The 21,955-nt window shown below is 68.1% G+C and carries 23 protein-coding genes; 12 read left to right on the forward strand and 11 right to left on the reverse strand.

Going from position 1 to position 21,955, the window contains the following annotated elements; translation table 11 throughout:
- Window positions 1-34 precede the first annotated feature (34 nt).
- From AC0QDI_RS20510 to AC0QDI_RS20525, 4 genes are read right to left on the reverse strand one after another with little or no spacing between them, the layout of a single operon-like run.
- Entirely contained in the window at window positions 35-244 is a 210-nt protein-coding gene (locus tag AC0QDI_RS20510; protein WP_474671342.1) for a CbaC protein, read from the reverse strand.
- The gene (locus tag AC0QDI_RS20515) at window positions 245-1,996 is read right to left on the reverse strand and encodes a b(o/a)3-type cytochrome-c oxidase subunit 1 (protein WP_474671344.1); all 1,752 of its coding nucleotides are present in this window, start codon (window positions 1,994-1,996) and stop codon (window positions 245-247) included. It lies immediately after the preceding gene.
- Complete coding sequence (locus AC0QDI_RS20520; protein ID WP_474671346.1) at window positions 1,989-2,801, reverse strand: cupredoxin domain-containing protein; 813 nt, start codon at window positions 2,799-2,801, stop codon at window positions 1,989-1,991. Before AC0QDI_RS20520 ends, AC0QDI_RS20515 begins: the two co-directional genes overlap by 8 nt.
- Window positions 2,798-3,022 (reverse strand): hypothetical protein, encoded by a 225-nt coding sequence (locus AC0QDI_RS20525; protein ID WP_474671348.1) that lies wholly within the window; start codon window positions 3,020-3,022, stop codon window positions 2,798-2,800. Before AC0QDI_RS20525 ends, AC0QDI_RS20520 begins: the two co-directional genes overlap by 4 nt.
- 99 nt (window positions 3,023-3,121) lie before the next feature.
- Between AC0QDI_RS20525 and AC0QDI_RS20530 the strand changes: the two genes are divergently transcribed.
- The 3 genes from AC0QDI_RS20530 to AC0QDI_RS20540 all read left to right on the forward strand — a co-directional run bounded on the left by AC0QDI_RS20530 (window position 3,122) and on the right by AC0QDI_RS20540 (window position 6,821).
- Window positions 3,122-3,352 (forward strand): DUF8131 family protein, encoded by a 231-nt coding sequence (locus tag AC0QDI_RS20530; protein ID WP_474671350.1) that lies wholly within the window; start codon window positions 3,122-3,124, stop codon window positions 3,350-3,352.
- A gap of 74 nt (window positions 3,353-3,426) precedes the next feature.
- A complete protein-coding gene (locus AC0QDI_RS20535; RefSeq protein WP_474671352.1) occupies window positions 3,427-4,293 on the forward strand; it encodes a sulfite exporter TauE/SafE family protein in 867 nt (288 codons plus the stop codon).
- 2 nt (window positions 4,294-4,295) lie between these two features.
- Entirely contained in the window at window positions 4,296-6,821 is a 2,526-nt protein-coding gene (locus AC0QDI_RS20540; RefSeq protein ID WP_474671354.1) for a heavy metal translocating P-type ATPase, read from the forward strand.
- A 66-nt stretch (window positions 6,822-6,887) separates the two neighbouring features.
- On the opposite strand, the gene AC0QDI_RS20545 is transcribed toward AC0QDI_RS20540, so the two are convergent.
- Both AC0QDI_RS20545 and AC0QDI_RS20550 read right to left on the reverse strand, forming a co-directional pair.
- Window positions 6,888-7,124, reverse strand: a complete 237-nt coding sequence (locus AC0QDI_RS20545; protein ID WP_474671356.1) for a CDGSH iron-sulfur domain-containing protein — start codon at window positions 7,122-7,124, stop codon at window positions 6,888-6,890.
- 397 nt (window positions 7,125-7,521) lie between these two features.
- Window positions 7,522-8,244 carry a lipoate--protein ligase family protein gene (locus AC0QDI_RS20550; RefSeq protein WP_474671358.1) on the reverse strand — a complete coding sequence of 241 codons (723 nt, stop codon included), beginning with the start codon at window positions 8,242-8,244 and terminating at the stop codon, window positions 7,522-7,524.
- 56 nt (window positions 8,245-8,300) lie between these two features.
- Here AC0QDI_RS20550 and AC0QDI_RS20555 point away from each other — a divergent pair, with 56 nt between their 5' ends.
- Both AC0QDI_RS20555 and AC0QDI_RS20560 read left to right on the forward strand, forming a co-directional pair.
- Entirely contained in the window at window positions 8,301-9,191 is an 891-nt protein-coding gene (locus tag AC0QDI_RS20555; protein WP_474671360.1) for a DUF8155 domain-containing protein, read from the forward strand.
- A 189-nt stretch (window positions 9,192-9,380) separates the two neighbouring features.
- Entirely contained in the window at window positions 9,381-9,875 is a 495-nt protein-coding gene (locus AC0QDI_RS20560) for a PaaI family thioesterase (RefSeq protein WP_474671362.1), read from the forward strand.
- A 192-nt stretch (window positions 9,876-10,067) separates the two neighbouring features.
- Here the strand turns inward: AC0QDI_RS20560 and AC0QDI_RS20565 are convergent, their stop codons facing one another.
- The 3 genes from AC0QDI_RS20565 to AC0QDI_RS20575 all read right to left on the reverse strand — a co-directional run bounded on the left by AC0QDI_RS20565 (window position 10,068) and on the right by AC0QDI_RS20575 (window position 11,410).
- Window positions 10,068-10,232 (reverse strand): hypothetical protein, encoded by a 165-nt coding sequence (locus AC0QDI_RS20565; RefSeq protein ID WP_474671364.1) that lies wholly within the window; start codon window positions 10,230-10,232, stop codon window positions 10,068-10,070.
- A gap of 161 nt (window positions 10,233-10,393) precedes the next feature.
- Window positions 10,394-10,570: a hypothetical protein gene (locus tag AC0QDI_RS20570; RefSeq protein ID WP_474671366.1), complete on the reverse strand. Its 177-nt coding sequence runs from the start codon at window positions 10,568-10,570 to the stop codon at window positions 10,394-10,396.
- 267 nt (window positions 10,571-10,837) lie between these two features.
- The gene (locus tag AC0QDI_RS20575; RefSeq protein ID WP_474671368.1) at window positions 10,838-11,410 is read right to left on the reverse strand and encodes a cysteine hydrolase family protein; all 573 of its coding nucleotides are present in this window, start codon (window positions 11,408-11,410) and stop codon (window positions 10,838-10,840) included.
- Window positions 11,411-11,571: 161 nt separating this feature from the next.
- Here AC0QDI_RS20575 and AC0QDI_RS20580 point away from each other — a divergent pair, with 161 nt between their 5' ends.
- Entirely contained in the window at window positions 11,572-12,066 is a 495-nt protein-coding gene (locus AC0QDI_RS20580) for a hypothetical protein (RefSeq protein WP_474671370.1), read from the forward strand.
- A gap of 90 nt (window positions 12,067-12,156) precedes the next feature.
- On the opposite strand, the gene AC0QDI_RS20585 is transcribed toward AC0QDI_RS20580, so the two are convergent.
- Together AC0QDI_RS20585 and AC0QDI_RS20590 are read right to left on the reverse strand one after the other, a co-directional pair.
- On the reverse strand, window positions 12,157-12,747 hold the full coding sequence (locus tag AC0QDI_RS20585) for an ArsR family transcriptional regulator (RefSeq protein WP_474671372.1): 591 nt from the start codon (window positions 12,745-12,747) through the stop codon (window positions 12,157-12,159).
- Window positions 12,744-13,055: a hypothetical protein gene (locus AC0QDI_RS20590; protein ID WP_474671374.1), complete on the reverse strand. Its 312-nt coding sequence runs from the start codon at window positions 13,053-13,055 to the stop codon at window positions 12,744-12,746. The genes AC0QDI_RS20585 and AC0QDI_RS20590 overlap by 4 nt, the downstream gene beginning before the upstream one ends.
- A gap of 284 nt (window positions 13,056-13,339) precedes the next feature.
- Between AC0QDI_RS20590 and AC0QDI_RS20595 the strand changes: the two genes are divergently transcribed.
- From AC0QDI_RS20595 to AC0QDI_RS20620, 6 genes are all read left to right on the forward strand, one after another.
- The gene (locus AC0QDI_RS20595) at window positions 13,340-13,693 is read left to right on the forward strand and encodes a four-helix bundle copper-binding protein (RefSeq protein WP_474671376.1); all 354 of its coding nucleotides are present in this window, start codon (window positions 13,340-13,342) and stop codon (window positions 13,691-13,693) included.
- Window positions 13,694-13,931: 238 nt separating this feature from the next.
- Window positions 13,932-15,848 (forward strand): glycoside hydrolase family 15 protein, encoded by a 1,917-nt coding sequence (locus AC0QDI_RS20600; protein WP_474671416.1) that lies wholly within the window; start codon window positions 13,932-13,934, stop codon window positions 15,846-15,848.
- A gap of 12 nt (window positions 15,849-15,860) precedes the next feature.
- On the forward strand, window positions 15,861-17,414 hold the full coding sequence (locus AC0QDI_RS20605; RefSeq protein WP_474671378.1) for a vitamin K epoxide reductase family protein: 1,554 nt from the start codon (window positions 15,861-15,863) through the stop codon (window positions 17,412-17,414).
- 2 nt (window positions 17,415-17,416) lie between these two features.
- Window positions 17,417-18,436: an SDR family oxidoreductase gene (locus tag AC0QDI_RS20610; RefSeq protein ID WP_474671380.1), complete on the forward strand. Its 1,020-nt coding sequence runs from the start codon at window positions 17,417-17,419 to the stop codon at window positions 18,434-18,436.
- A 167-nt stretch (window positions 18,437-18,603) separates the two neighbouring features.
- On the forward strand, window positions 18,604-20,265 hold the full coding sequence (locus tag AC0QDI_RS20615; RefSeq protein WP_474671382.1) for an Hvo_1808 family surface protein: 1,662 nt from the start codon (window positions 18,604-18,606) through the stop codon (window positions 20,263-20,265).
- Between the two features lie 106 nt (window positions 20,266-20,371).
- Window positions 20,372-21,937, forward strand: coding sequence for an Hvo_1808 family surface protein (locus AC0QDI_RS20620; RefSeq protein WP_474671384.1), 1,566 nt, complete (start codon window positions 20,372-20,374; stop codon window positions 21,935-21,937).
- Window positions 21,938-21,955 lie beyond the last annotated feature (18 nt).

Genomic DNA, 21,955 nt, shown 5'->3' on the forward strand with positions numbered 1-21,955 from the left:
AGAAACGAGGAGTCGAGCGAGAACGGCGCGGCCCTCAGTTCGAGCCCGAGGGCTCGGCGTCGGCGTCACCGCCGGGCGGCCACACCGCCCAGAGCACCAGCGCGAGGACGAGCGCTGCGCCCAGCCCGAGCGACTCGAGGACCGTCAGTTCGACCCCGAACCACGAGAGCGCCGTTCGGAACTCGACGATGAACGGCACGAGGACGGCGACGATCACCAGCAGCGCACCCTTCGAGATGCGCATTTACGGAATCACCTCGCGGAGGGACTCGAGGACGATCGCGGGACCGGTCTCGATGCCGAGCTGGAAGCCGTCGATATCGGGACCGAACAGACCGCCCGCGTCGACGATGCTCGCCAGCGGGAGCGTGTACGCGAAGATCACGAGGACGACGGCGATCGCGGTCCAGAGCGCGAGGTTGTCGAGGATGGCCGGCGAGTCCTCGGGGCCCGAGAGCGTGCCGGCGAAGGTGTTGTCGGGGATCGCGTCGCTGGTCTCGTTGAACGAGGTCATGACCATGTTCAGGAGAAACAGGGCCAGCGACACGGTCAGTATCACCGCGCCGAGGGCGACCTGCGCGTTGATCTCGCCGACGGTGCCGACGGCGGGCTCGAACTCGAAGCCCTGATACTGCGGTTCGGCGGTCCGGCGGGGCATCCCGAACAGCCCGGATCGGTGCATCGCGTTCGACATGAACGTCATTCCGATAAACCAGAGCAGTACCTGGCCGAGCGCGACGGAGCGGTTCCAGAGTTCCTTGCCGGTCAGCTGCGGAATGAACCAGTAGGCGGACGCCATGAAGGTCAACGCGACGGCGGTGCCGACGGTCAGGTGGAAGTGGCCGACGACCCACCACGTGTTGTGGACGAGGTAGTTGATGTTCATTCCCGCGTTGATCATGCCGGAGAAGCCGGCCGCGGCGAACATCAGCCCCGCGAGCGCCATGCCGGTGAAAATCGGATCGCGCCAGGGCAGCGCCGTGAGCCAGCCGACGTAGCCCTCGCCGCCGCGCTGGCGAGCGCCGTGTTCCATGCTGGCGACGACGGTGAAGGCGGTGAGCAGGCTCGGCAACAGGAGGAACATCGTGTTCGTCATCGCGATGAACTTGAACCCTTCAGCGATACCCGGATCCAGATACTGGTGGTGAATGCCAAGCGGCGTCGAGAGCAAGAGGAAGAGCACGAAGACGACGCGTGCGAGCGGGTCGCTGAACAGTTTGCCGCCGGAGAACTTCGGCAACATCGTGTACCACAGGACGTACGTCGGCATGAGCCAGAAGTAGACGACGGCGTGGCCGAAGTACCAGAACAGCGTTCTGGTCAACAGCGGATTGACGGAGTCGACGATCCCCAGCGACCACGGCAGCAAGAAGACGAGGATCGACAGCGCGACGCCGAGCGTACAGATGTACCAGAACAGCGTCGTCGTCAACACCATGAACGTCGGGAGCGGGATCCGTTCGTCGGGGTTCTCGCTCCGCCAGGCCCACCACGTCCGGAACCAGTCGACGCCGGCGAGCCAGGAACCGACGACGAACAGCACCAGCCCGACGTAGAAGAAGGGGTGTGCCTGCAGCGGCGCGTAGAACGTAAAGAGGACGTCCGCGTACAGTTCCGAGCCGAGTACCACGGGCGGCTCCTCGAGGAACCCGGCGAAGATCGTGACGGCGACCAGCACCGTCCCGACCACCATCATGGCGTACCAGCCCCACGTGAAGCGGATGTCCTCGACGCCGCGCTCGAGGCTGGTCGTCACCGCCCAGGTGAAGACCCCCACGAGGAAGAAGATCGTGAACGAGATCGCCAGCAAGACGCCGTGGGCGGTCAGGACGGTGTAGTAGTCCGGCGACTCGAGGAATCGGAAGACGTCCGTCCGGTGGAGCGCCTGCACGAGGCCGAGCGCGCCGCCGATCGCCAGCGCGATGAAGGAGCTCCAGAACGCCGCCTTGATCACGCGCGCTTCGGTCGGGAACTGGTCGACGTAGGCGTTACGCATTGCCGTCACCTCCGTCGGAACCGCCGTCATCGCCCGCGGTCGCGTCGGTGACCGAGAGCGTTCCGGTCTCCTCGTAGCCGTCGACGGTGACGGTCCAGTCGTACTCGCCCGGCTCCAGCTCGGCGGTGTCGACCGTGAACTCGACGGTCTCGCTACTGTCGCCCGAGACAGTGACATCGCGTTCGTCCGTCTGATTGCCGATCTCGAGTGTCGCGGTCGTCTCGAGGTCGGTCTGCATCCCGTTTGACACGGTCGCGTTGATCGTCGTTTCGTTACCCGCCGCGACCTCGTCGGGGGCCTCGACGGACAGCTCGGTCAGGTCGAACTCGTCTTCGGGCACGACGTTCAGTTTCCCCTCCATCGTGTGGTGGAACTCCCCGCAGTACTCGTTACAGAGGATGCCGTACTCGCCCGGTTCGTCGAACCGGACCGTCATCTCCGAGACCTGTCCGGGGACGACCATCGTGTTGACGTTCGTCCCGACGACGGAGAAGCTGTGCGTCACGTCGAGGCTCGTGACGTAAAACGTGACTTCGCTGTTGGCCGGCACCTCGATCTCGCTCGGTGAGTACGACCACGCCTGCGCGAGAACGGCTACCTCGTACTCGTTGCCGCCGACGTGTTCGACGCCGGGATCGTCGAAGCGCTCGTCGTCGGAGACGGCGTCCGGACTGATGTCACCGCCCTCGTCGTTTATCATCGCGATGCCGGGGCCGATCGCGCCGTACGTGATCGTCGCGATGAAGCCGACGATCAGGACCATCGACGCGACCAGCCACACCTTCTCGTAGGTGTGAATGTTCATGCCAGACCCACCACCGGCAGAAGCAGGTCGACCACGGTCGGGCCGTTCCCGAGGAACTCGACGAAGTACATGAACAGCCACAGCATTACCAGTATCACGAAGTAGATCCCGATCAGGACCAGCGTCCCGATCGGATCGTACTCGTCGTGACCGATCGTCCGAACGTGTTCGGGATCCCGTTGGTACGTTTCAGAATCCTGTTGGTGCGTTTGGGAGCTCATACGGATGAATAGGGGAAGGGGGTGACTTACGGCCAGCCGTTATTCCCGAGCCGTGAAAATAGCTGGGGGTATTAAACGTCAGTCGCTCCCAGTACCGATATGGCTCTCGAGACAGTTTCGCCCCGACTCGCGGCGACCGCGGGGCTACTCGCGATCGTTCCGGTACTCGTCTACGGCGTCACCGACTCGGGACTCGCCGGTGCCGTCAGCGCGGTCAACGTGGTCCTCATCGTCGGCTCGCTCTACCTCGCGATGTCGCCGGTCGAGGGAACGCACGGCGACGACCACGGACGCGACCGCGATGGCGACGGAAACGGCACAGCCGGCTGATCCGTCCCGCAGGATGACGCCCGTCGTACTCGAACCGACACTGCTCGTGACCGTTCGTAACCGCTCGTGATCCCATGTCAATCGCATCGACCGCCCCCGTACTCGGTACACCACTCGAATACGGCCGGCTTTCGCCCGCCTCTCCGCTGATCGGAGCCGCGGGAGCGGGAACCGGACTCGAGCGCGTGAACCTGCTCGTGCTCTTCGTCGTCGGGCTCCTCGCCGGCGCGCACTGCCTGGGAATGTGCGGGCCGCTCGTGACGACCTACGCCGACCGAATCGGCGCCGCGAGCGACAAGCGCCGCGACGATACGCTCACCGGCTACGAGGTGCGCCAGCACGCCCTGTTCAACCTCGGTCGGACGGCCAGTTACGCGACCATCGGCGGCCTGTTCGGCCTGCTGGGCGCGGTCACGATCGCCTCGAGCGAGGCCGTCGCCGCGGTCGGCGACGGCGTCAGGGGCGCGACGGGGATCCTCGTCGGGATCGCGATCATCGCGAGCGGGCTCTACTACGTGCGAGGGCGGACCGCCGTCCCCGGCCACGACCTCCCCGTCGTGGGCGCGCTGTTCCGCCGCCTCTCGGGCCTGCTCTCGAGTCGGGTCGATCGGCTCGCGACGTCGCCGGGGATCGCGGCGCTCGGCGCGGTCCACGGGCTCATGCCGTGTCCGATCATCTATCCGGCCTACCTCTACGCGTTCTCGCTCGGCTCGCCGACGCGCGGCGCGCTCTCGCTGGGCGTCCTCGGACTCGGGACGATCCCCACGCTGTTCGCCTACGGCACCCTTTTGACCACGATCGGCGCGGAGACGCGCGTGCGACTCCACCGCGGGCTGGGCGCAGCGTTCATCGTTCTCGGCTACATTCCCCTCTCGCACGGACTGATGTTGTACGGAATCCACCTCCCGCACCTGCCGCTGCCGTACTCCCCACTGTTCTAACGATGGCACGAGACCCACCGCCGACCGCGCGCTCGTCGGCAGCCGCGACGGAGACCGACGGCTCGAGCGCGGCCGGCGAACCGAGCGTCGATCCCGACGCTGACACCGACACCTGCGACCTCTGTGACCTGCCGACTCCCGCGGAGCCGATCGCCGCCGCCGACGCGAACGGGACCTTTTGCTGCCGGGGCTGTCTCGAGGTCCACCGAACCCTCGAGCGAGCGACCGACGCGCCGGACGAGTCGGCGGTGCAGTCGAAGCTCGACCGGCGAGATCGGAAGGGAGACGACCGCGATCGCGGCCGCAATCTCGACGACCTCGACGGCGAGGACGCCTTCCTCGCGGTCGATGGCATGCACTGCTCGACCTGTGAAGCCTTCCTCGAGACGACCGCCGAGCGCGAGCCGGGGGTTCTCGGCGCGACGGCGAGCTACGCGACGGACACGATCCGGCTCGTCTACGATCCCGACCGGCTCGCGGCCGACGACCTGCCCGCTCTCGTCTCCGGCTACGGCTACACCGCGTCCGATCGATCGGCCGCCGACGGCGACGCGGGAGCCGACGACGGCCTCGCCCCGCTCTTGCTGGGCGGCTTCTTCGGGATGATGGTCATGGTGTGGTACGTCCTGTTTCTCTACCCGACCTACTTCGGCCTCGAGCCGGTCGCCGACTTCGGCGGCTACGAGACCGCCTTTCTCTCGGCGAACATCTGGCTGTTCACGTCGTTCATCCTCTTTTACACCGGCTACCCGATCCTCCGGGGTGCGTTCGTCAGCCTCCGGGCGGGACGGCCGAACATGGACCTGCTCGTGGCGACCGCCGCGCTGGGGTCGTACGCCTACAGCGCGGTCGCGGTACTGCTCGGGCAGAGCCACTTCTACTTCGATGTCACCGTCGCGATCGTCCTCGTCGTCACCGCGGGCACCCGCTACGAGACGTCGGTCAAGCGCCGCGCGACTGGGCTCCTCGCCGAACTGACCGAACGCCAGGTCGACGAGGCCCGCCTCGAGAGCGGCGAGACCGTCCCGCTCGAGGCCGTCGAGCCCGGCGACCGGCTCCTCATCCGGCCCGGCGAGCGGGTTCCCCTCGACGGCGAGCTCCGGGAGGGATCCGCCGCCGTCGACGAGTCGCTGATCACCGGCGAACCCCTGCCCGTCGGGAAGGAGCCCGGCGATTTCGTCCGCGGCGGCACCGTCGTCACCGACGCCCCGATCGTCGTCGCGGTCGGCGACGAGGCCGAGAGCACCCTCGATCGGCTCGTCTCGCTGCTCTGGTCGATCCAGAGCTCGCGGCCGGGCGTCCAGCGACTCGCGGACAAACTCGCGACCGTCTTCGTCCCGCTGGTGGTCGCCCTCGCCGTCGGGACGGCCGCCGTCTCGCTCGCGACCGGCTCGAGCGCGTCGACGGCATTGCTGCTCGGGCTGACGGTCGTGATCGTCTCCTGTCCGTGCGCGCTCGGACTCGCGACCCCGCTGGCGATCGCCGCGGGCGTTCAGACCGCCGCCGAGCGGGGAATCGTCGTCGCCGCGGAGACGATCTTCGAGGACGCGCCGGACGTCGACGTGGTCGTCCTCGACAAGACGGGGACGCTCACGACGGGGGCGATGGCCGTCGAGGGCGTTCTCACCGTCGACGAGGACGACGAGAGCGTTCATGTGGCCGACGAGAGCGTGAGTGACCGGGACGCCGCCGAACTGCTCCGGCGCGCCGGTGCGGTCGAAGCGCTCTCCGAGCATCCGATCGCGCGAGCCGTGGCCGACGCCGCGGCCGACCGCGCGGCGGGCGACACCGTCGCGAAAAGCGCCGTCGAGGACTTCGAGCGCGCCGACCGCGGCGTCAGCGGCCTCGTCGACGGCGATCGCGTCGTCGTCGGCCATCCCGACTTCCTCCGGGAGCGGGGGCTCGCGGTTCCCGACTCGCTAGAGGCGCGGATCGACGACGCTCGCGCGGCCGGCCGCGTCCCGGTCGTCGTCGGCTGGGACGATCGGGCTCGTGGTCTCATCGTCGTCGGGGACTCGCCCCGCGAGGAACTGGCGGACGCGCTCGAGACGCTCGCCGACGGTCGCGAGGTCGTCGTCCTCACCGGCGACGAGGGGCCGGCGACCGAGACGTTCCGCGCGCTCGAGGGCGTCGACGAGGTCTTCGCCGGCGTGCCACCGGAGGCGAAGGCCGAAACCGTCGACCGGCTTCGGGCTCGAGGGACGGTCGCGATGGTCGGGGACGGGAGCAACGACGCGCCCGCGCTGGCCGCCGCGGACGTCGGGATCGCGATGGGCGGCGGGACCCGGCTCGCGACCGACGCGGCCGACGCGGTGATCGTCGGCGACGATCTCACGGCCGTCGCGGAGACGTTCGACGTCGCGACGAGCACCCACCGGCGGATCCGCCAGAACCTCGGCTGGGCCTTCGCCTACAACGCGGTCGCGATCCCGCTGGCGGTCGCCGGCCTCCTGAACCCGCTGTTCGCCGCCGTCGCGATGGCCGCGAGCAGCGCGCTGGTCGTCTGTAACTCCGCGCGTTCGATGTGAGGGGGTCGATCACGCGAGTGACGCGTCGGACTCGAGTTCCGACGCGGTGAGTCGATCGCCGCGGGACTACTCGTCGCTGTTATCGACCGTCACGACCCGTTCGACTTCACGGCGCTCGCCGTCCGCGTAGACGTAGGTCGCGTCGTCGTCCTCGTCGCGCGTCGCCCGGTGGCTCCCGTCACAGAACGGAAACGAGTCCGACAGTCCGCACTGGCAGACCGCGACGTCCCCCTTTTCGTCGTCGATATCGGACGGCTCAAGTCTGCGCGGCCCGCTCTCCTCGAGTTCGACCAGTCGTGTCATCGGGCACGTTTCGGGCCGCCGCGTTCAAAACGCTTCGCTCGAGTCGAGCTATCGCTCTCGGGTCCGGTTCAGCCCCTCACGACAGATTATTACTGAGTAGAGCGTTCGGTAGTGAGTTCGATGAACAAAGTGTCCTGCTACTGTGGCAACAGGGAATCGCCACGCCCTCCCCAGCCGATTCGCTCGTTGCACTCGCTCATCCCTCGCACGGCTTCGAACCGCGGCTCACACGGCTCACGGTTCCCTGCGGTCACCGTTCGCGTTCCGAGGCGCTCACTTCGTTCACGCCTCACCTCCGTTCGCCGCGGTCCAGCGCGCGCCACCGCACGCCGGGTGGCCAGTCAGGAGTGAGACGTGGTTTTCCTGTGCTCACTGGTAGTCTCTCAGCCACTGCTTTTCAGTGACTCCTCTCGTCTCCGTCACCGACGGCCTCGAGCGAAACGGTCGTCGCGTCGCCGACCAGCGCGTCCTCGATCGCGGTCCGAACCCTCGACGGATCGGCGGGGCCGCCCGCGTCGGAGACGGTCCCGATCGACGCCGGCTCGAGGGGCACCGCGAGCGCGTCGTAGACCGGCTCGAGCACCTCCGCGAGTTCCTCGCGGTTCGCGACGAGGACGACGCCGGCGACGAGGGCGGCGTCCCGTCGGACGCGCTGGGCGATGCCGACGACCTTTCGCCGCCCGCCGGTGCTCGCGTCCGCCACCGACAGCGAGTGCGTCCCGGGACAGAACGAGTCGTCGGGTTCGCCGCGAGTCGGCTCGAGGCCCACCGTTCGGAGCGCTCGCTCGAGGTCGGCCGTGGCCCGCTCGTAGCGCTCGGCCGTTCCGCCTCGGATATCTGCGATCGGTTCGGCGCGGGCGAACGCCAGCGTCGTCTCCCCGTCGTAGGCGACCGCTCTCCCCCCGACATCGCGCTCGAGCGGCGGAAACCCGAGCCCGCGTGCGGCCTCGCGGGCGCGATCGTACCCCTCGAGACGGGCGTCCCGACGACCGAAGGCGACCTGCCGGTGGGGGGTCCAGACGCGGACGGCGGGCTCGCCGTCGGCGGCGATCGAGAGCAGCCGTCGACTCGCGTCGCGATCGAACTCGACGGACGACGCCCGGCCGCGAAAAACGCGCATAGCGGCCGTAGGTCCCGGTGGGTCTAAACGCTCCCGGCCCCAGATACCGACAACGAATGGCCGTCACGCTCCCCGAGACCGTGTTGTCGCAGTACGAGCGCTTCTCGTTGTACAACTCGCCCTACCCCGCCCACGACGGCGGCTGCGCGATCGATCTGTACCCGGGGACGCTGGTCGACGGCCGGACGACCGCCGCGCCGAGCCCGGTCGACGGCGCGGTCCGGGAGACGCGCACCGTCCGCGCACCGCCGAAACCCTACGCGCCCGAGCACGATCATCTGATTTTGCTCGAGCCTGCGGATTCAAGCCCCCTGTCCGGGCTGACGGTCCGAATCCTCCACGTCGACCCCTCGGTCGAGGCCGGCGACCGGATCGAGCGGGGCGACTCGCTGGGCCGACTCGTCCGAGCGGGCTTCTTCGCGCCGTGGGTCGACAACCACCTCCACGTCGGCTTTCGCAGATCGGATCAGAACCCCTACCGAGCAACCGGATCGCTCCCGATCGACCTCGGAGTGTCGGTCCGCCCCCTCGAGTGGGACGGCACCGGCCGGGTCGTTTCGAGCGGCGACACGTACGCGGTCCTCGATGCGCCCGCACACCCCGATCCGGGATCGGCATTCGTCGGCGTGCGAGCCGACGGCGGCGGCGTCCTCGACGGCGGAGTGCCCCACTACGACGGCGGCGGGCTGCTCGAGCGCGACGGTTCACCCGCTGAGAACGGAGCCGACCGCGTCGTCTCGCTCAACGGCGATCGGCTCGGCGTCGCCGACGGCCGAACGATCGCGTGGGACGACGTGACCGTCACGGCGAACGGCGAGCCGATCACCGGGCTCTCGCTGTTTTGCGCTCGAGACGAAGAGTTCGGTGCGAAGCTGATCCGTCCGGATCGCGAGCTCGAGCGCGGTGAGCGCGTTCGGGTGCGCGTTCGCTCGAGCGGGCCCGCCTGAGCGGAATCGACAACCGCACTCGGAGCCGTCGTCACTCATCGGACTCACCACCGACACGGTCGTTCGCGACGGGGCCGTCGTCGAACGCGTGGATCGTGACCATCGAACGACTCGGAGACGAATGAACTCTCGAAAACGGGACCGTCCGGAAACGTAGCCGTAAAGAACGTCGGTGGGTGACAGGCGTGTATGACCGATGATATGCGGGCGTTCTTCGAGGAGTTCGACGACCTCGAGAGCGCGCTTCAGTACCTCATCGACGAGAATCAGGATTTTCTGTCCTGGCTCGGGACCACGGTCGAGAACGTCGACCGCGGGACGATGACGCTCTCGATTCCGTACGACGAAAAACTGACGAACACGCGTCCGGACGTGACCGACCGGCGCGCGGACCTCCACGGCGGCGTCGCCGCAACGCTCATCGACACCGTCGGCGGGTTCGCGCTCCAGACGGCCCTCGAAGACGGGGACCCCTTCGAGGTCAGCATGGCGACGATCAACCTGAATATCAATTACCTCCGGCCGGCGACCGGCGACCTCGAGGCGACGGCGAACGTGATTCGCCTCGGACAGAGCGTCGGCGTCAGCGAGATCACCGTCGAGAGCACGACCCCTGACGGGGAGACGAAGGCCGTAGCGACCGGGCAGGGCGCGTACCGGGTCTTCCGCGGGAACTCCACGTAGCCACTGAACCGACTCACACACCGATCGCAGTGCAGTCGTGCGATCAGGCACATACTGCGTTTCAGCGGCCACTGGAACTCCGTTTTTCGTCCCGTTCCGGCCGCTCACCGGTTCGGTCTCACCTCATTCGGTTCCGTTCTCGCGGATTCTGGGTCCTCTCTCGCGGATTCGTGGCGTCGAGACGCTCGGGCGTCAGGAGTCGGCGGTCAGCGCCCGAAGACGAGCGAGGGAGAAAACGACCACGAGCGCGAACGGGCCGGCGTACAGATAGTCGCCGAGCGAGGCGAAGTACCAGAACGCGTACGCGCTGAGCCCGACGCCGACCAGATACACCGGTCGTAACCGTCGTTCGTTCATTCGAACCCCCTCTTCGCTCCGGTCTCGAGTCGCGGTTCGCCCACCGGTTCGACAGGCTGCGATCGACGCGCTCTCATACGCCCTCGTTCGATCGGCGGCGTTGAAAAGGGACGCATTGACGGCCGGGACGGCGTGGCGCGTTGCACGCCCGATCGCACGGTTCAGTCGTTGCTATCGGTATCGGGGATCCCCATTCGAAGTCGAATCACGAGGTACACGGCGACGAACGCGAACACGCCGGCGAACAGCCACGACCCGTTCATGACGGCGTTCGCGAACGCGATCGCGTTGAGCGCGATCCCCGCGAAGTACACCGATTTCCACCGTCGGTCGCTCATCGGTACTCACCGTCCGCTCGCGGCTCGAGAAACGGTCGTTCCGGCGGTCTCGAGCGTCGGCGAAAGCTCGGCTTCATAGCCGTGCTTCGGGCCCGCTCGGATAAAACACTGCAGTTCGAGAGCCGCGGACTCTACGATCGGTGTGTAACTCGTTTCAGTCGGTACTATAGAGAGACGGACGGCGCGAGACGCAGACGGTTTGCTGTACCGATGGACCGGCGCGAGCGCAACCGGCGTCGCGCCGGCACTGACTGACAGCGGACCGTCTCAGGCGAACTCGAGGTCGTCGCTCGGCTCGACCTCGCCGAAGAGCCACGCGGCGTGATCGAGGGCGTACTCGCGGTGGTCGTCCTCGATCGCACCGATACAGTCCTCGAGCATGATCGGCCGGAAGTCCCGCAGTCCCGCGCTGCCGCCGGTGTGGAGCACACAGACGTTCGCGAGGGTGCCACAGATCACCAGATCGTCGATTCCGCGGGCGTTCAGCCACCCCTCGAGTTCGGTGTTGTAGAATGCGTCGTAGGTGTGTTTCTCGACGACGTGATCGGCCTCCTCGACGGAGAGTTCGTCGACGATCTCGGCCTCCCACGATCCCTCGAGGACGTGCTCGCCCCACTGTTCGAACTCGTCGTAGTAGTGCGCGTCGTCGAACTGTTCGGGCGGGTGGACGTCGCGGGTGAAGATCACCTGCGTCCCTGTCTCGCGGGCCCGGTCGACGAAATCTGCGATCGGTACGATGACCTCCTCGCTGCCCGGCGCGTACAGCGAGCCGCCCGGGTGACAGAACCCGTTTTGCATGTCGACGACCACCACCGCCGTGCTGTCTGGCTCGAGGTGCATGTCTACGCGATGGTACGAACGGGATCGTCAAAATGTTCGCGGGGCGGGAGGGGGGCCGGCTGCCACGGAGAGATGCGAATCGACCATCGAGGAAGAAACGTGACCGACTCTCGATTTCGAAATCACAAACGCTTATTGCTGTATGCTAGCCTCTATCATTTATGCACGCGGCATCTCGAAGACGGGCAACGGGGGTGAGCGCTGTACTCACTCTCGGTATCTGTCTGACGGTCCTTACCTATGTGCTCTCCGGCCTCATCCCGTTCATCGGGCTCTTTCTCGGTCTCGGAAGCCTGCTCGTCGTGGCAGGGTACGTGGGCTATGTCTCGGGGCGCTGGGCACTCAGTGTGGGCGGCTTCCTCCTCCTGCTTTTGAGTACCGTTCCGCCACCATTTATCGGCGGTTGTTTGGGTTGTGCCTGCGACATTCCGGAGAACTACGTCTACTGGCGGCATATTCGAGTAGACGTCACTTTCTCATCACCGATGGGGCTGGGGCCAGCCACTCGCGTGACTGCTGAGCCGGCCGGCTGTCTCTGTGGGTGCCCGTACTACTCCCTTCCACTTCTCCCCCTTTTCGGGGGATACGGACTGCTTCTCCTCGCAACTCTCGATATCGATCTGCGGTCCCTCGCGCGACGCGGGTACGCCAGATAATTATGAGCCGAGCGGAACCCGGCCTCCAGAACCAGGGGACGGACGGTCACCGACAGGCCGCTCGAGCCCATCGGCCGACGGTCCGGCACCTCACCGCGGGACGCCGGCTCCGTCGTCCGTTCCGTCCGCCGTCCGAGCGGTGTGAAACTCGCCGCGGAGGTACCGTTCACCGCGTCCCGTCAACCGGTACTTGCCCCGTTCGACCTTCTCGAGGAGGCCGTGATCCGCCAGCTCGAGCAGCCGGCGGTTCACTTCCTTTCGGCTGTAGCCGGCGTTGACCGCGACGACCGCCGGCGTCAGGACCAGTTCGGAGCCGTGGAAGACGGTGAGTATCTCGTCGTCCATCGGCGTCATCCACTCGGCCTGCCGGCGGATCCGTTCGGGATCGCTCAGCAACACGCGCGACCACGCCGTCGTTCGCACGTCGTTCGTCACCGGATCGTAGAGCCCGAGGACGACCAGCAGAGCGGCGCTCCCGTGGACCCAGTGGACGAGCGACGGCGCGAGCAGTTCGGCGACCGGTCCGCCGGTCACCGCCAGAATCAGCCCGCAGACGGTGACGAGAACGAACCGGCGGTAGGCCGTCACCGACGCCTCGAGCGAGAGGAAGTACAGCAACTCGAGAGCGACGACGATCCCGACGAGTAGATCGTAGCCGACGAAGGGTGAGAGCCCGTTCACGACCGCTCACCCGCCGGCCGGGTTCGGCGACGGAGGTGGTGGCGGAGTATCAGTGCGCCGAGAACGACCGCAACGATCGTGTTCGCCGCGCTACGGGCGACGTGGAGGAGCAGGGGATCGGGGCCAGCGACGAGCAGCACCGTGTGGTAGATCGTCACCCCGGCCATGCCGAGCGAGAGGAGGGCGACCGCCGTCCCGAACGGGGAGTGACGAAAGATCCCCCACGAGAGGAGCGCGAACACGCCGGCTCCGGTGCCGGCGATGATCGCGAAGGGGATACCGAGGAGGTGAACGACGGAGTGAGCCATACGCGACGTACGCGGCTCCCGTTCGTTAAAGCGCGGCATGCGGTTTCACCGACCGCGCTTGCGGTCGGACCGGTCACCCAACGTCGCGTTACGCGATCGAACGGTGTTGACCCCGATCGCCGGCCGCGGCGACCGGGCTCGGGCCTCCCGGTAATCCGATGTGAACGCGCACTCACCGATCGACGATATCACGTCGCATCCCCGTGGTTTCGGTCCTCACCGTTCGGTCGACGCGCCGTGGGGCGCGCCTAACAAAACCGCTCCGGGCCGACCCGTCGACCGGTATGGCACTGACCCAGATCGACCACGTCAGCGAGGACGAGGAGATGCAGGAGTGTATCGATAGCTGCTTCGAGTGCGCGCAGGCCTGCGAGTGGTGTGCCGACGAGTGCGCCGGCGAGGGCGAGGAGATGGCGGAGTGTCTCCGGCTCTGCCGAGACGTCGCCGACCTCGCGGCGACGCACGCGCGGTTCATGGCTCGCGACTCCGGGTTCAGTTCCGACCTGGCGGCGACGACCGCCGACGCGTGCGAGGAGTGTGCCGACGAGTGCGAACGGCACGACGCCGAACACTGCCAAGTCTGTGCGGACGTCCTCCGCGACTGCGCCGAGACCTGTCGGAAGATGGCCGCCGCCTGAGGGGAGTCGCCGGCACCGCCGGACGCGTCCGGCTACTCCGCCCCGAAGCGTCGCCAGCCCGGCACCCCTCTCGTCGATTCAGTACCCGCCGGCGACGGCGCCGACCATTCGAATGACTGCCGAATACGGAAATGGACGCGGCGACTACGACCCGACCGTCCATCGGGGAGCCGAATCGGGATCGATTCGCACGCGTGCACTGACGCAGGACCACGTCAATCAGTTACCGAATCAATTCATGCAGTACGATCCGATCGAAGCATACGGCGCGATCGGCGACGGGAACACGGTCGCCCTCGTCGGTCGCGACGGCTCGATCGACTGGTGTCCGTTCCCGCACGTCGAGTCGCCGAGCGTCTTCGCCGCCGTGCTCGACGCCGAACGCGGCGGTCACTTCGCCGTCCGACCGACGGGCTCGTTCGAGTCCGTCCAGCGCTACCGCGATCGGACCAACGTCCTCGAGACGACGTTCCGGACCGCCGGCGGGAGCGCGACGGTGACGGACTTCATGCCCGTCCCGGAGGCGATCGGAGCCGATGACCGCGCGATCGGGCACGACGACTGCCCGCCCGCGATCTACCGGCAACTCGAGTGCGAGGACGGCCCGCTCGAGGTCGCGATCGAGTTCGAGCCCCGATTCGACTACGCGCGCGACGTGCCCGAAATCGAGTCCGCGGCCGACGGCGTCGTCGCGACCGGCGACGGCGTGCGTGCCGTCCTCTCGAGCGACCTCCCCCTCGAGCCGTCGGCCGACGGACGCGGAGCGCGCGCAACGGCGACGCTCGACGCCGGCGAGACGCGCTGGCTGGTGCTCGGCTACGGCGAGGCGATCCCCCTCGAGCCGTCGCGCCACCGGGAGACGCTCGCCGAGGCGGTCGAGTACTGGCGGTCGTGGGCCCACGACTGTGACGAGACGGACTGTCCCGTCGGCGGTCGGTGGCACGACCTCGCGGTCCGCTCGTCGCTCGTCCTCAAACTCCTGATTCACCGGGAGACCGGCGCGGTGTGTGCGGCCCCGACGACCTCGCTGCCCGAGGACCTCGGCGGCGTCCGCAACTGGGACTATCGCTACAACTGGATCCGCGACTCGGCCTTCACCGTTCGGGCGCTGGCCGAACTGGGCCACCTCGAGGAGGCCCGGTCCTACTTCGAGCTGTGTCTCGACCACTGCAGCCGGCACGAGCCGGCGGAGATGCCGCCGGTCTACGGCCTCCACGGCGGGAGCGACCTCGAAGAGCGCGTCCTCGACCACCTCGAGGGATACCGCGGCTCCGCGCCCGTCCGCGTCGGCAACGCGGCGCGGAACCAGCACCAGCTCGACGTCTACGGCGAACTGGTGCTCGCCCTCTACGAGAGCGTCCGCTACGGCGAGCCGATGCGGTCCGACGATTGGACGGTCGTGCGCGACCTCGTCGAGTACGTCTGCGAGGGCTGGGACGAGCCCGACGCCGGCATCTGGGAGATGCGGACCGACCACGAGGACTTCGTCTACTCGAAGGTCATGTGCTGGACGGCGCTGGATCGGGGCGTCAGGCTCGCCGAGGCGGCCGACGGCGTCGAGGCGCCGCTCGAGCGCTGGCGGGCGGCCCGGGACGACGTCCGCGAGGCGATCCTCGAGCGCGGATTCAGCGAGTCCGCGAACAGCTTCGTGCGATCGTTCGGCGACGAGGACACGCTCGACGCGGCGAACCTGCTCGTTCCGGTCGTCGGCTTTCTCCCGCCCGACGACGACCGCGTCCGGGGGACGATCGACGCGACGCTGGACCGACTGGCGACCGACGACGGCCTCGTCCGACGCTACGAGGGCGACGACGGCCTCCCCGGGGCCGACAGCCCGTTCGTCGTGAGTTCGTTCTGGCTCGTCACCGCGCTCGCGCTCGTCGGGCGGACCGACGAGGCCCGCGACCGCTTCGAGTCGATCCTCGAGTACGCCAGCCCGCTCGGCCTGCTGGGCGAGGCGGTCGACGACGAGACCGGCGAACAGCGCGGCAACTACCCGCAGGCCTACAGCCACATCGGCCTCCTGAACAGCGCGCTCTATCTGGCCGACGCGACCGGCTCGAGCGACGCGTCGCTGGCACCGCTCGGGAGCGACGGGGCGGACGGAATCGACTCGAGCACCGAGATCGTGCGACGATCGAGCGACAGCGAGTGAGACAGAGCAATCATGAGCGACAGAGACCACGACTCGACGGACGAACCGACGGCCGAGACGACCGACGCACGGGAGCGCCGCTCACGGCCCGCCAGCGACGGGGGCGGAGCGGACGGCGCGAACGGAGGCGGCGGCGATAGCGGCGAAAACGGCGGTGGCAAGGGAAACGGCGGCGACGACGGAAACGGCGACAAAAACGGGAACGGTGGTGGCGACTCGATGCGGCCGGGCGAGATGATGCTGAAACATCCGACGAAGGAAGTCTGGGTCCAGTACGCCGTCATCTCGCTCGGGGTCTGGCTCGTCGCGACCGCACCGGCGCTGGGCTACGAGAGTACGCTGGTGTTCTGGAACAGTATCGTCAGCGGGCTCGTCCTGATCGCGCTGGCCGGCCTGACGATCTACCGGGAGAACGGCTACGCCAACTACGCCAACGGCTTCGTCGGCCTCTGGCTGGTGTTCGCGCCGATCGCGTTCGCGGCCCCGACGGCCGCGGCCTACGCCAACAACGGGCTCGTCGGCGTCATGGTGATCACGTTCGCGGTCCTGATCGTGATGCGCTCGGAGATGGACGGGCCGACCGTGCCGTCGGGCTGGACGTACAACCCCTCGACGCGCGCACAGCGCGCGCCGCTGATCGCGCTCGGTATCTTCGGCTTCTTCGCCTCGTGGTACATGGCCGCCTTCCAGCTGGGCTACATCGAGCGCGTCTGGGACCCGCTGTACGACCCGGGAACCCAGGCGATACTGACCTCGAGCGTCTCGGAGGCGTTCCCGGTCTCCGACGCCGGCCTCGGCGCGGTGGCCTACTCGGTCGAGGCGCTGATGGGGTTCATGGGCGACCGGCGGCGCTGGCGGACGATGCCGTGGATGGTCGCCTTCTTCGGCGTCGTCGTGATCCCGCTCGGCTTCGCGCAGGTGCTGCTGGTCATCACGCAGCCGATCATGGTCGGGACGTGGTGTACCCTCTGTCTCCTGTCGGCGTTCGGCATGCTCTGGATGATCGCGCTGACCGTCGACGAGGTCGTCGCGATGGGGCAGTTCGTCGTCCGGCTGATGCGCCAGGGCGACAGCCTCTGGACCGCCTTCTGGATGGGTGGGACGCTCCCCGAGGACGAGTCCGGCGTCGACGGGCGTGCGACGCGGAACATCGGTGACTCCCCCGCCAGCGAGCCGTTCTGGGGCGTCTCGACCCCGTGGACGCTGCTGGCCGCGATGGCGCTGGGCGCGTGGCTCATGCTCTCGCCGACGGTCTTCGGGACGACCGGCTTCATGGCCGACAGCAGCCACCTCGTCGGCTCGCTGGTCGTCTCCTTCACCGTGATCGCGACCGCCGAGCCCGCGCGCGCGATCCGGTTCCTGAACGTCCCCCTGGCCGCGTGGGTCGCCGTGGCCCCCTGGCTGTTCGACGGCGTCCCGCCGCTCGCCGCGATCAACGCCGTCGCCGCCGCCGCGCTCATCGTGGTGCTCAGCGTCCCGCGCGGTTCGTTCGAGGACCGCTACGGCGGCTGGGAGGAGTACGCCACCCTCGAGACGGTCGATCGACTCAACCCCCGTAGTAGCTAACAATGGCAGGATCCAGCGATTCCGAAGTCGTCGTCGTCACGGGCGCATCGGCCGGCGTCGGGCGAGCCACCGCTCGCGCGTTCGCCGAACGCGGCGCGATGGTCGGACTCCTCGCGCGCGGCGAGGACGGCCTCGAGGGAGCGCGCGAAGACGTCGAGAACGCGGGCGGCGAGGCGGTCGTCGTCCCGACCGACGTCTCGAACTACGACGAGGTCGAGGAAGCGGCCGAGACCGTCGAAGACGAGTTCGGCCCGATCGACGTCTGGGTGAACGACGCGATGGTATCGGTGTTCTCGCCGGCCGCCGAGATGACCGACGACGACTATCGGCGGGTCACCGAGGTCACCTATCTGGGCTTCGTTCACGGCACGCAGGTCGCGCTCGAGCGGATGCGTCCCCGCGACGAGGGGACGATCGTGCAGGTCGGCTCCGCGCTTGCGTACCGAGGTATCCCGCTGCAGTCGGCTTACTGCGGCGCGAAACACGCTATTCAGGGCTTTACCGAGTCCGTCCGAACGGAACTCATCCACGACGACTGCGACGTCCAGCTCTCGATGGTGCAGATGCCCGCGATGAACACCCCGCAGTTCGAGTGGTCGAAGAGCCGGATGTCGAAGAATCCCCAGCCGGTGCCGCCGATCTACCAGCCCGAGGTCGCCGCTCGAGCGATCACGTGGACCGTCGACCGCGGCGAGGACGAGCTGTGGGTCGGGCGATCGACGGTGAAGGCGATCCTCGGCAACCGCCTGATCCCGCGGCGACTCGACAGGATGCTCGCGAGCGGCGGCTACGACGCCCAGCTGACCGACGAGCCGACCGATCCCGACCGAGAGAACAACCTCCACGAGCCGCTGTCCGGGGACTTCGGCGCGCACGGGCCGTTCGACGACCGAGCGCGCGATCGGAGCTACCAGCTACGGGCGTCGATGCACCGGCGAGCGCTCGCCCTGCTCGCCGCCCTCGCGGTCGCGATCGTGAGCGCGCTTCTCGGTCGGCGGACCGCGTCGGCCGACTCCGGGTGAGCAGATCGCGCCACGCCCGCCTCGGAGTCGTCCCGTTCCGTGTCCCGATCGACGCACTCACCTCCCACCGTCGGTTATCGCCCGACGGCCGACGGTCGTCGGATTCCGGGCGGTACAACCGTCGTACTTTTTGCAGTTCCATTCCAACGGATACCCAATCACCTCACATGCAGCCAACGCGTCCCCGTTCGGTCGTCGCCCTGCTCACGGTCGTCCTCACCGCGATGCTGGTGACCGGCGGTCTCGCCGGCCCCGTGGTGGCGGCGAGCCCTGCCGCGTCTCCCGAGCGCACCGCTGCGACGCCGTCCGAGTCTGCGCCGGCCTCGTCCCTCGAGTCCCCGACGGTCTCGAGCGCGGTGGCTACTACACAGGATGCCCGTCCCGAGACCCCCTCGACTGAGGACACCGTCGGCTACGTCGAGGGCTACTGGTACGACGACGAGTTGGCCGTCGACGACCAGTCGAACGCGGTCGTCGACGAGGACGAACTCGATCCCGTTATCTATCGAGCGATGGCCCGCGTCGAGACGATCCGGAACACGACCTTCGCGGACGAAGTCGCCGTCGACGTGGTCTCCCGCGAGACCTACCGACGGAACAACGAGGAGCGCTTCGCGAACTACACTGCGGCCGAACGACTCGAGCAGAACGTCGGCTACGAGGCGCTGTTCACGGTCGATCGGGAGACCGCGGCGGCCGACGCGACCGAGACGGTGTACGGCGGCGCCGTCAAGGGCTACTACGACCCCGAAACCGACGAGATCGTCATCGTCTCGGAGAACCCCGAGACGCCCGAACTGGACGAGCTGACGCTCGGCCACGAACTCGTCCACGCGCTGCAGGATCAGCGCTTCGACCTGTCGCGGCTCAACGGCTCGACGCAGGACGCGGAACTGGCCGGCAACGGGCTGGCCGAAGGCGACGCCAGTTGGGTCGAGCGCGAGTACGAGGCGCGGTGTGGCTCCGAGTGGGACTGTCTCAGCCCCGGCAGCGGGGAACAGGCCGGGAACTTCGACGTCAACTGGGGCATCTACTTCGCGGTCTATCAGCCCTACAGCGACGGGCCCGACTACGTCGACCATTTGCGCCGGCAGGGCGAGGGCTGGTCGGCGGTCAACGCGGCCTACGACGACCCGCCCGCGACGACTTCGGCCGTGATCCACCCCGGCTCCGAGCGCGAACCGGCCGACGTCTCGGTCCCCGACCGCTCGAGCGACGGCTGGCGACAGCTCACCGTCGACGGCGAGGTGGCGAACGACACCGTCGGCGAAGCGGGGATGGTCGCGATGTTCGCCGCCGACGCGATGGACGGGAGCCGGTCGTCGGTGATCAGCGCCGGCGAATTCTTCGGCAGCGAGGAGGGTAGCTACGACTACGACCACTCCGTTACCGACGGCTGGGCCGGCGACGAACTGGTCGTCTACACCAGCGACGAGATCGACGACGAGAGCGACCCCGCCGCGGCCGGCGAGGCCGGCTACGTCTGGCGAACGGAGTGGCAGTCGGCCGGGGACTCCGAGGAGTTCTTCGACGGCTACCGCCAACAACTCGACGACCACGGTGCCGAGGCGGTCGCCGGTCACCGGGACACGTTCGTGATCGACGACGGCGGTTACGCCGGCGCGTACTCCCTCGAGCAAAACGGGACGACGGTGACGATCGTCCGCGCCCCGTCGGTCGCGGCGCTGTCGAACGTTGAGGCCGGCGCGGCACCCGAAGCTGCTCCCGATCCCATTCCCGGGTTCGGTGTGACGGCCGTAGCGGGCGCGATCGCGCTCGCACTGCTCGGATCGGCGACCTGGTTCGCCGTCGGCCGCCGCCGACAGTGACCGGGGTACCGACCGAGCCACGCGCCGTCCTCGAAACTGACCGACACCGCATTTTCGCTGCCGGCCGATCGACGGCGCTTTCACGATCTCGCCGAACGGTGATGCAATGAGCCGAGCTCGCCTGTTCGCGGTCGTCGTCCTGATCGTACTCTCGGGCTGTGCGCTTCCCGGCTCTCCCGACGGGTTCGACGCGGGCCGCGAACTCGGGTACGTCGGCGATTACGCCCACGACGACGTCTTCGAATTCGACGCGAGCGACGGTCTCACCGAGGCGCAACTCGAGGCCGTGAAGTACCGCTCGATGGCTCGAATCGAGGTCGTCCGCGGGCTGAAATACGAACGCGACGTCGACCTCGAGGTGATGAGCCGCGCCGAGTACCGCGACCGGCGGGCGTCCAACACCGAAAACGCGTCGGCGTTCACCAACGAGCTCTGGCGCGGGGCGTTCGTCGTCGACGGCGAGACCGACGTCAATCGGGCGTTCGCCGATCTCTACGCCGATTCGATTCAGGGTTACTACGTGAACGACCGAATCGTCATTATCACCGACGACGCCGACGAGATCCGGATCGATCGAGAGATCTTGGTCCACGAACTGACGCACGCGCTCCAGGACCAGCACTTCGGTCTCGCTCGCGAGAGCGAGACGATCGACGGGATCCGCGCCGAAAACGGGCTGCTCGAGGGTGAGGCGGGCTACGTCCCCGTCCAGTACGATCGTCGGTGCGGAGGCGAGTGGCAGTGTCTGCCCGACAGCCGGCTATCGGCGGCGTCGGGCGACGAGATCGCACAGCGCCCGTTCAACGTCGGGCTCTTCCTCTCGATCTACGTGCCGTACGCGGAGGGGCCGCCGTTCGTCACTGACCTTTACGACCGCGGCGGCTGGGACGCCGTCGATGCCGCCCACGACGCCCCGCCCCGGAGCACTGCCCAGTTGATCCACCCGGAGCGCTATCCCGACGCCGATCCGGTCGACGTCGCGATCCCGGACCGCTCGAGCGATGAGTGGCAACCGATCGCGGACGGTGGAAACGGTACTGACGGCGAGCCCCGGGAGGAGACGATCGGCGAGGCCACGCTGTTCGCGACGCTCTGGGCCAACGGCGTCATCGAGCGCCCGCTCCGCGAGGGGGCGACCGAGGGTTCGCAGTACAATTACTCACATCCCGCGACGGCCGGCTGGGCCGGCGATAGCATCCGCGTGTACCAGCGGACGGACGGGCCGGAACGGACGAGCCACGTCTGGCGGCTCGCCTGGGAGAGTCCCGCCGACGCGACCGAATTCGCCGACGCCTACCGCCGGCTCCTCGCGAGCCGGGGGGCCGAACGGGTCGACACTGCTGGAAACGGTGTCTACCGGATCCCCGACGGCGAGGCCTTCGAGGGCGCGTATCGCGTCTCCGTCACCGGCGAGACGGTCGAGATCGTCGGCGCGCCGACCGTCGACGACCTCGAGGCGGTCCACCCCGTTGAATCGGGCTCGAACCGGAGCGGATCCGGGGCTGCCCTCGAGCCGGCGGCCTCACTCGAACGGACGGCCGCCGCCGGACCGACGTCTCTCGACGAGTCGACGGCCACCGCCGAACCGACCGCCACCGCCGCGCCGTCACGGCTCGCAGCGCCGTCTCAGATCGATCCGCCGGAGACGCCGCGCGCGCCGGCAGACGGGTAGCTTTTTTGTCTCCCGCGG

The sequence above is a fragment of the Natrinema sp. LJW11 genome (assembly GCF_056135975.1).

Coding starts and splice junctions, on each gene's coding strand:
- AC0QDI_RS20510 (WP_474671342.1), bottom strand. CDS start 244: ATGCGCATCTCGAAGGGTGCGCTGCTGGTGATCGTCGCCGTCCTCGTG.
- AC0QDI_RS20515 (WP_474671344.1), bottom strand. CDS start 1,996: ATGCGTAACGCCTACGTCGACCAGTTCCCGACCGAAGCGCGCGTGATC.
- AC0QDI_RS20520 (WP_474671346.1), bottom strand. CDS start 2,801: ATGAACATTCACACCTACGAGAAGGTGTGGCTGGTCGCGTCGATGGTC.
- AC0QDI_RS20525 (WP_474671348.1), bottom strand. CDS start 3,022: ATGAGCTCCCAAACGCACCAACAGGATTCTGAAACGTACCAACGGGAT.
- AC0QDI_RS20530 (WP_474671350.1), top strand. CDS start 3,122: ATGGCTCTCGAGACAGTTTCGCCCCGACTCGCGGCGACCGCGGGGCTA.
- AC0QDI_RS20535 (WP_474671352.1), top strand. CDS start 3,427: ATGTCAATCGCATCGACCGCCCCCGTACTCGGTACACCACTCGAATAC.
- AC0QDI_RS20540 (WP_474671354.1), top strand. CDS start 4,296: ATGGCACGAGACCCACCGCCGACCGCGCGCTCGTCGGCAGCCGCGACG.
- AC0QDI_RS20545 (WP_474671356.1), bottom strand. CDS start 7,124: ATGACACGACTGGTCGAACTCGAGGAGAGCGGGCCGCGCAGACTTGAG.
- AC0QDI_RS20550 (WP_474671358.1), bottom strand. CDS start 8,244: ATGCGCGTTTTTCGCGGCCGGGCGTCGTCCGTCGAGTTCGATCGCGAC.
- AC0QDI_RS20555 (WP_474671360.1), top strand. CDS start 8,301: ATGGCCGTCACGCTCCCCGAGACCGTGTTGTCGCAGTACGAGCGCTTC.
- AC0QDI_RS20560 (WP_474671362.1), top strand. CDS start 9,381: ATGACCGATGATATGCGGGCGTTCTTCGAGGAGTTCGACGACCTCGAG.
- AC0QDI_RS20565 (WP_474671364.1), bottom strand. CDS start 10,232: ATGAACGAACGACGGTTACGACCGGTGTATCTGGTCGGCGTCGGGCTC.
- AC0QDI_RS20570 (WP_474671366.1), bottom strand. CDS start 10,570: ATGAGCGACCGACGGTGGAAATCGGTGTACTTCGCGGGGATCGCGCTC.
- AC0QDI_RS20575 (WP_474671368.1), bottom strand. CDS start 11,410: ATGCACCTCGAGCCAGACAGCACGGCGGTGGTGGTCGTCGACATGCAA.
- AC0QDI_RS20580 (WP_474671370.1), top strand. CDS start 11,572: ATGCACGCGGCATCTCGAAGACGGGCAACGGGGGTGAGCGCTGTACTC.
- AC0QDI_RS20590 (WP_474671374.1), bottom strand. CDS start 13,055: ATGGCTCACTCCGTCGTTCACCTCCTCGGTATCCCCTTCGCGATCATC.
- AC0QDI_RS20595 (WP_474671376.1), top strand. CDS start 13,340: ATGGCACTGACCCAGATCGACCACGTCAGCGAGGACGAGGAGATGCAG.
- AC0QDI_RS20600 (WP_474671416.1), top strand. CDS start 13,932: ATGCAGTACGATCCGATCGAAGCATACGGCGCGATCGGCGACGGGAAC.
- AC0QDI_RS20605 (WP_474671378.1), top strand. CDS start 15,861: ATGAGCGACAGAGACCACGACTCGACGGACGAACCGACGGCCGAGACG.
- AC0QDI_RS20610 (WP_474671380.1), top strand. CDS start 17,417: ATGGCAGGATCCAGCGATTCCGAAGTCGTCGTCGTCACGGGCGCATCG.
- AC0QDI_RS20615 (WP_474671382.1), top strand. CDS start 18,604: ATGCAGCCAACGCGTCCCCGTTCGGTCGTCGCCCTGCTCACGGTCGTC.
- AC0QDI_RS20620 (WP_474671384.1), top strand. CDS start 20,372: ATGAGCCGAGCTCGCCTGTTCGCGGTCGTCGTCCTGATCGTACTCTCG.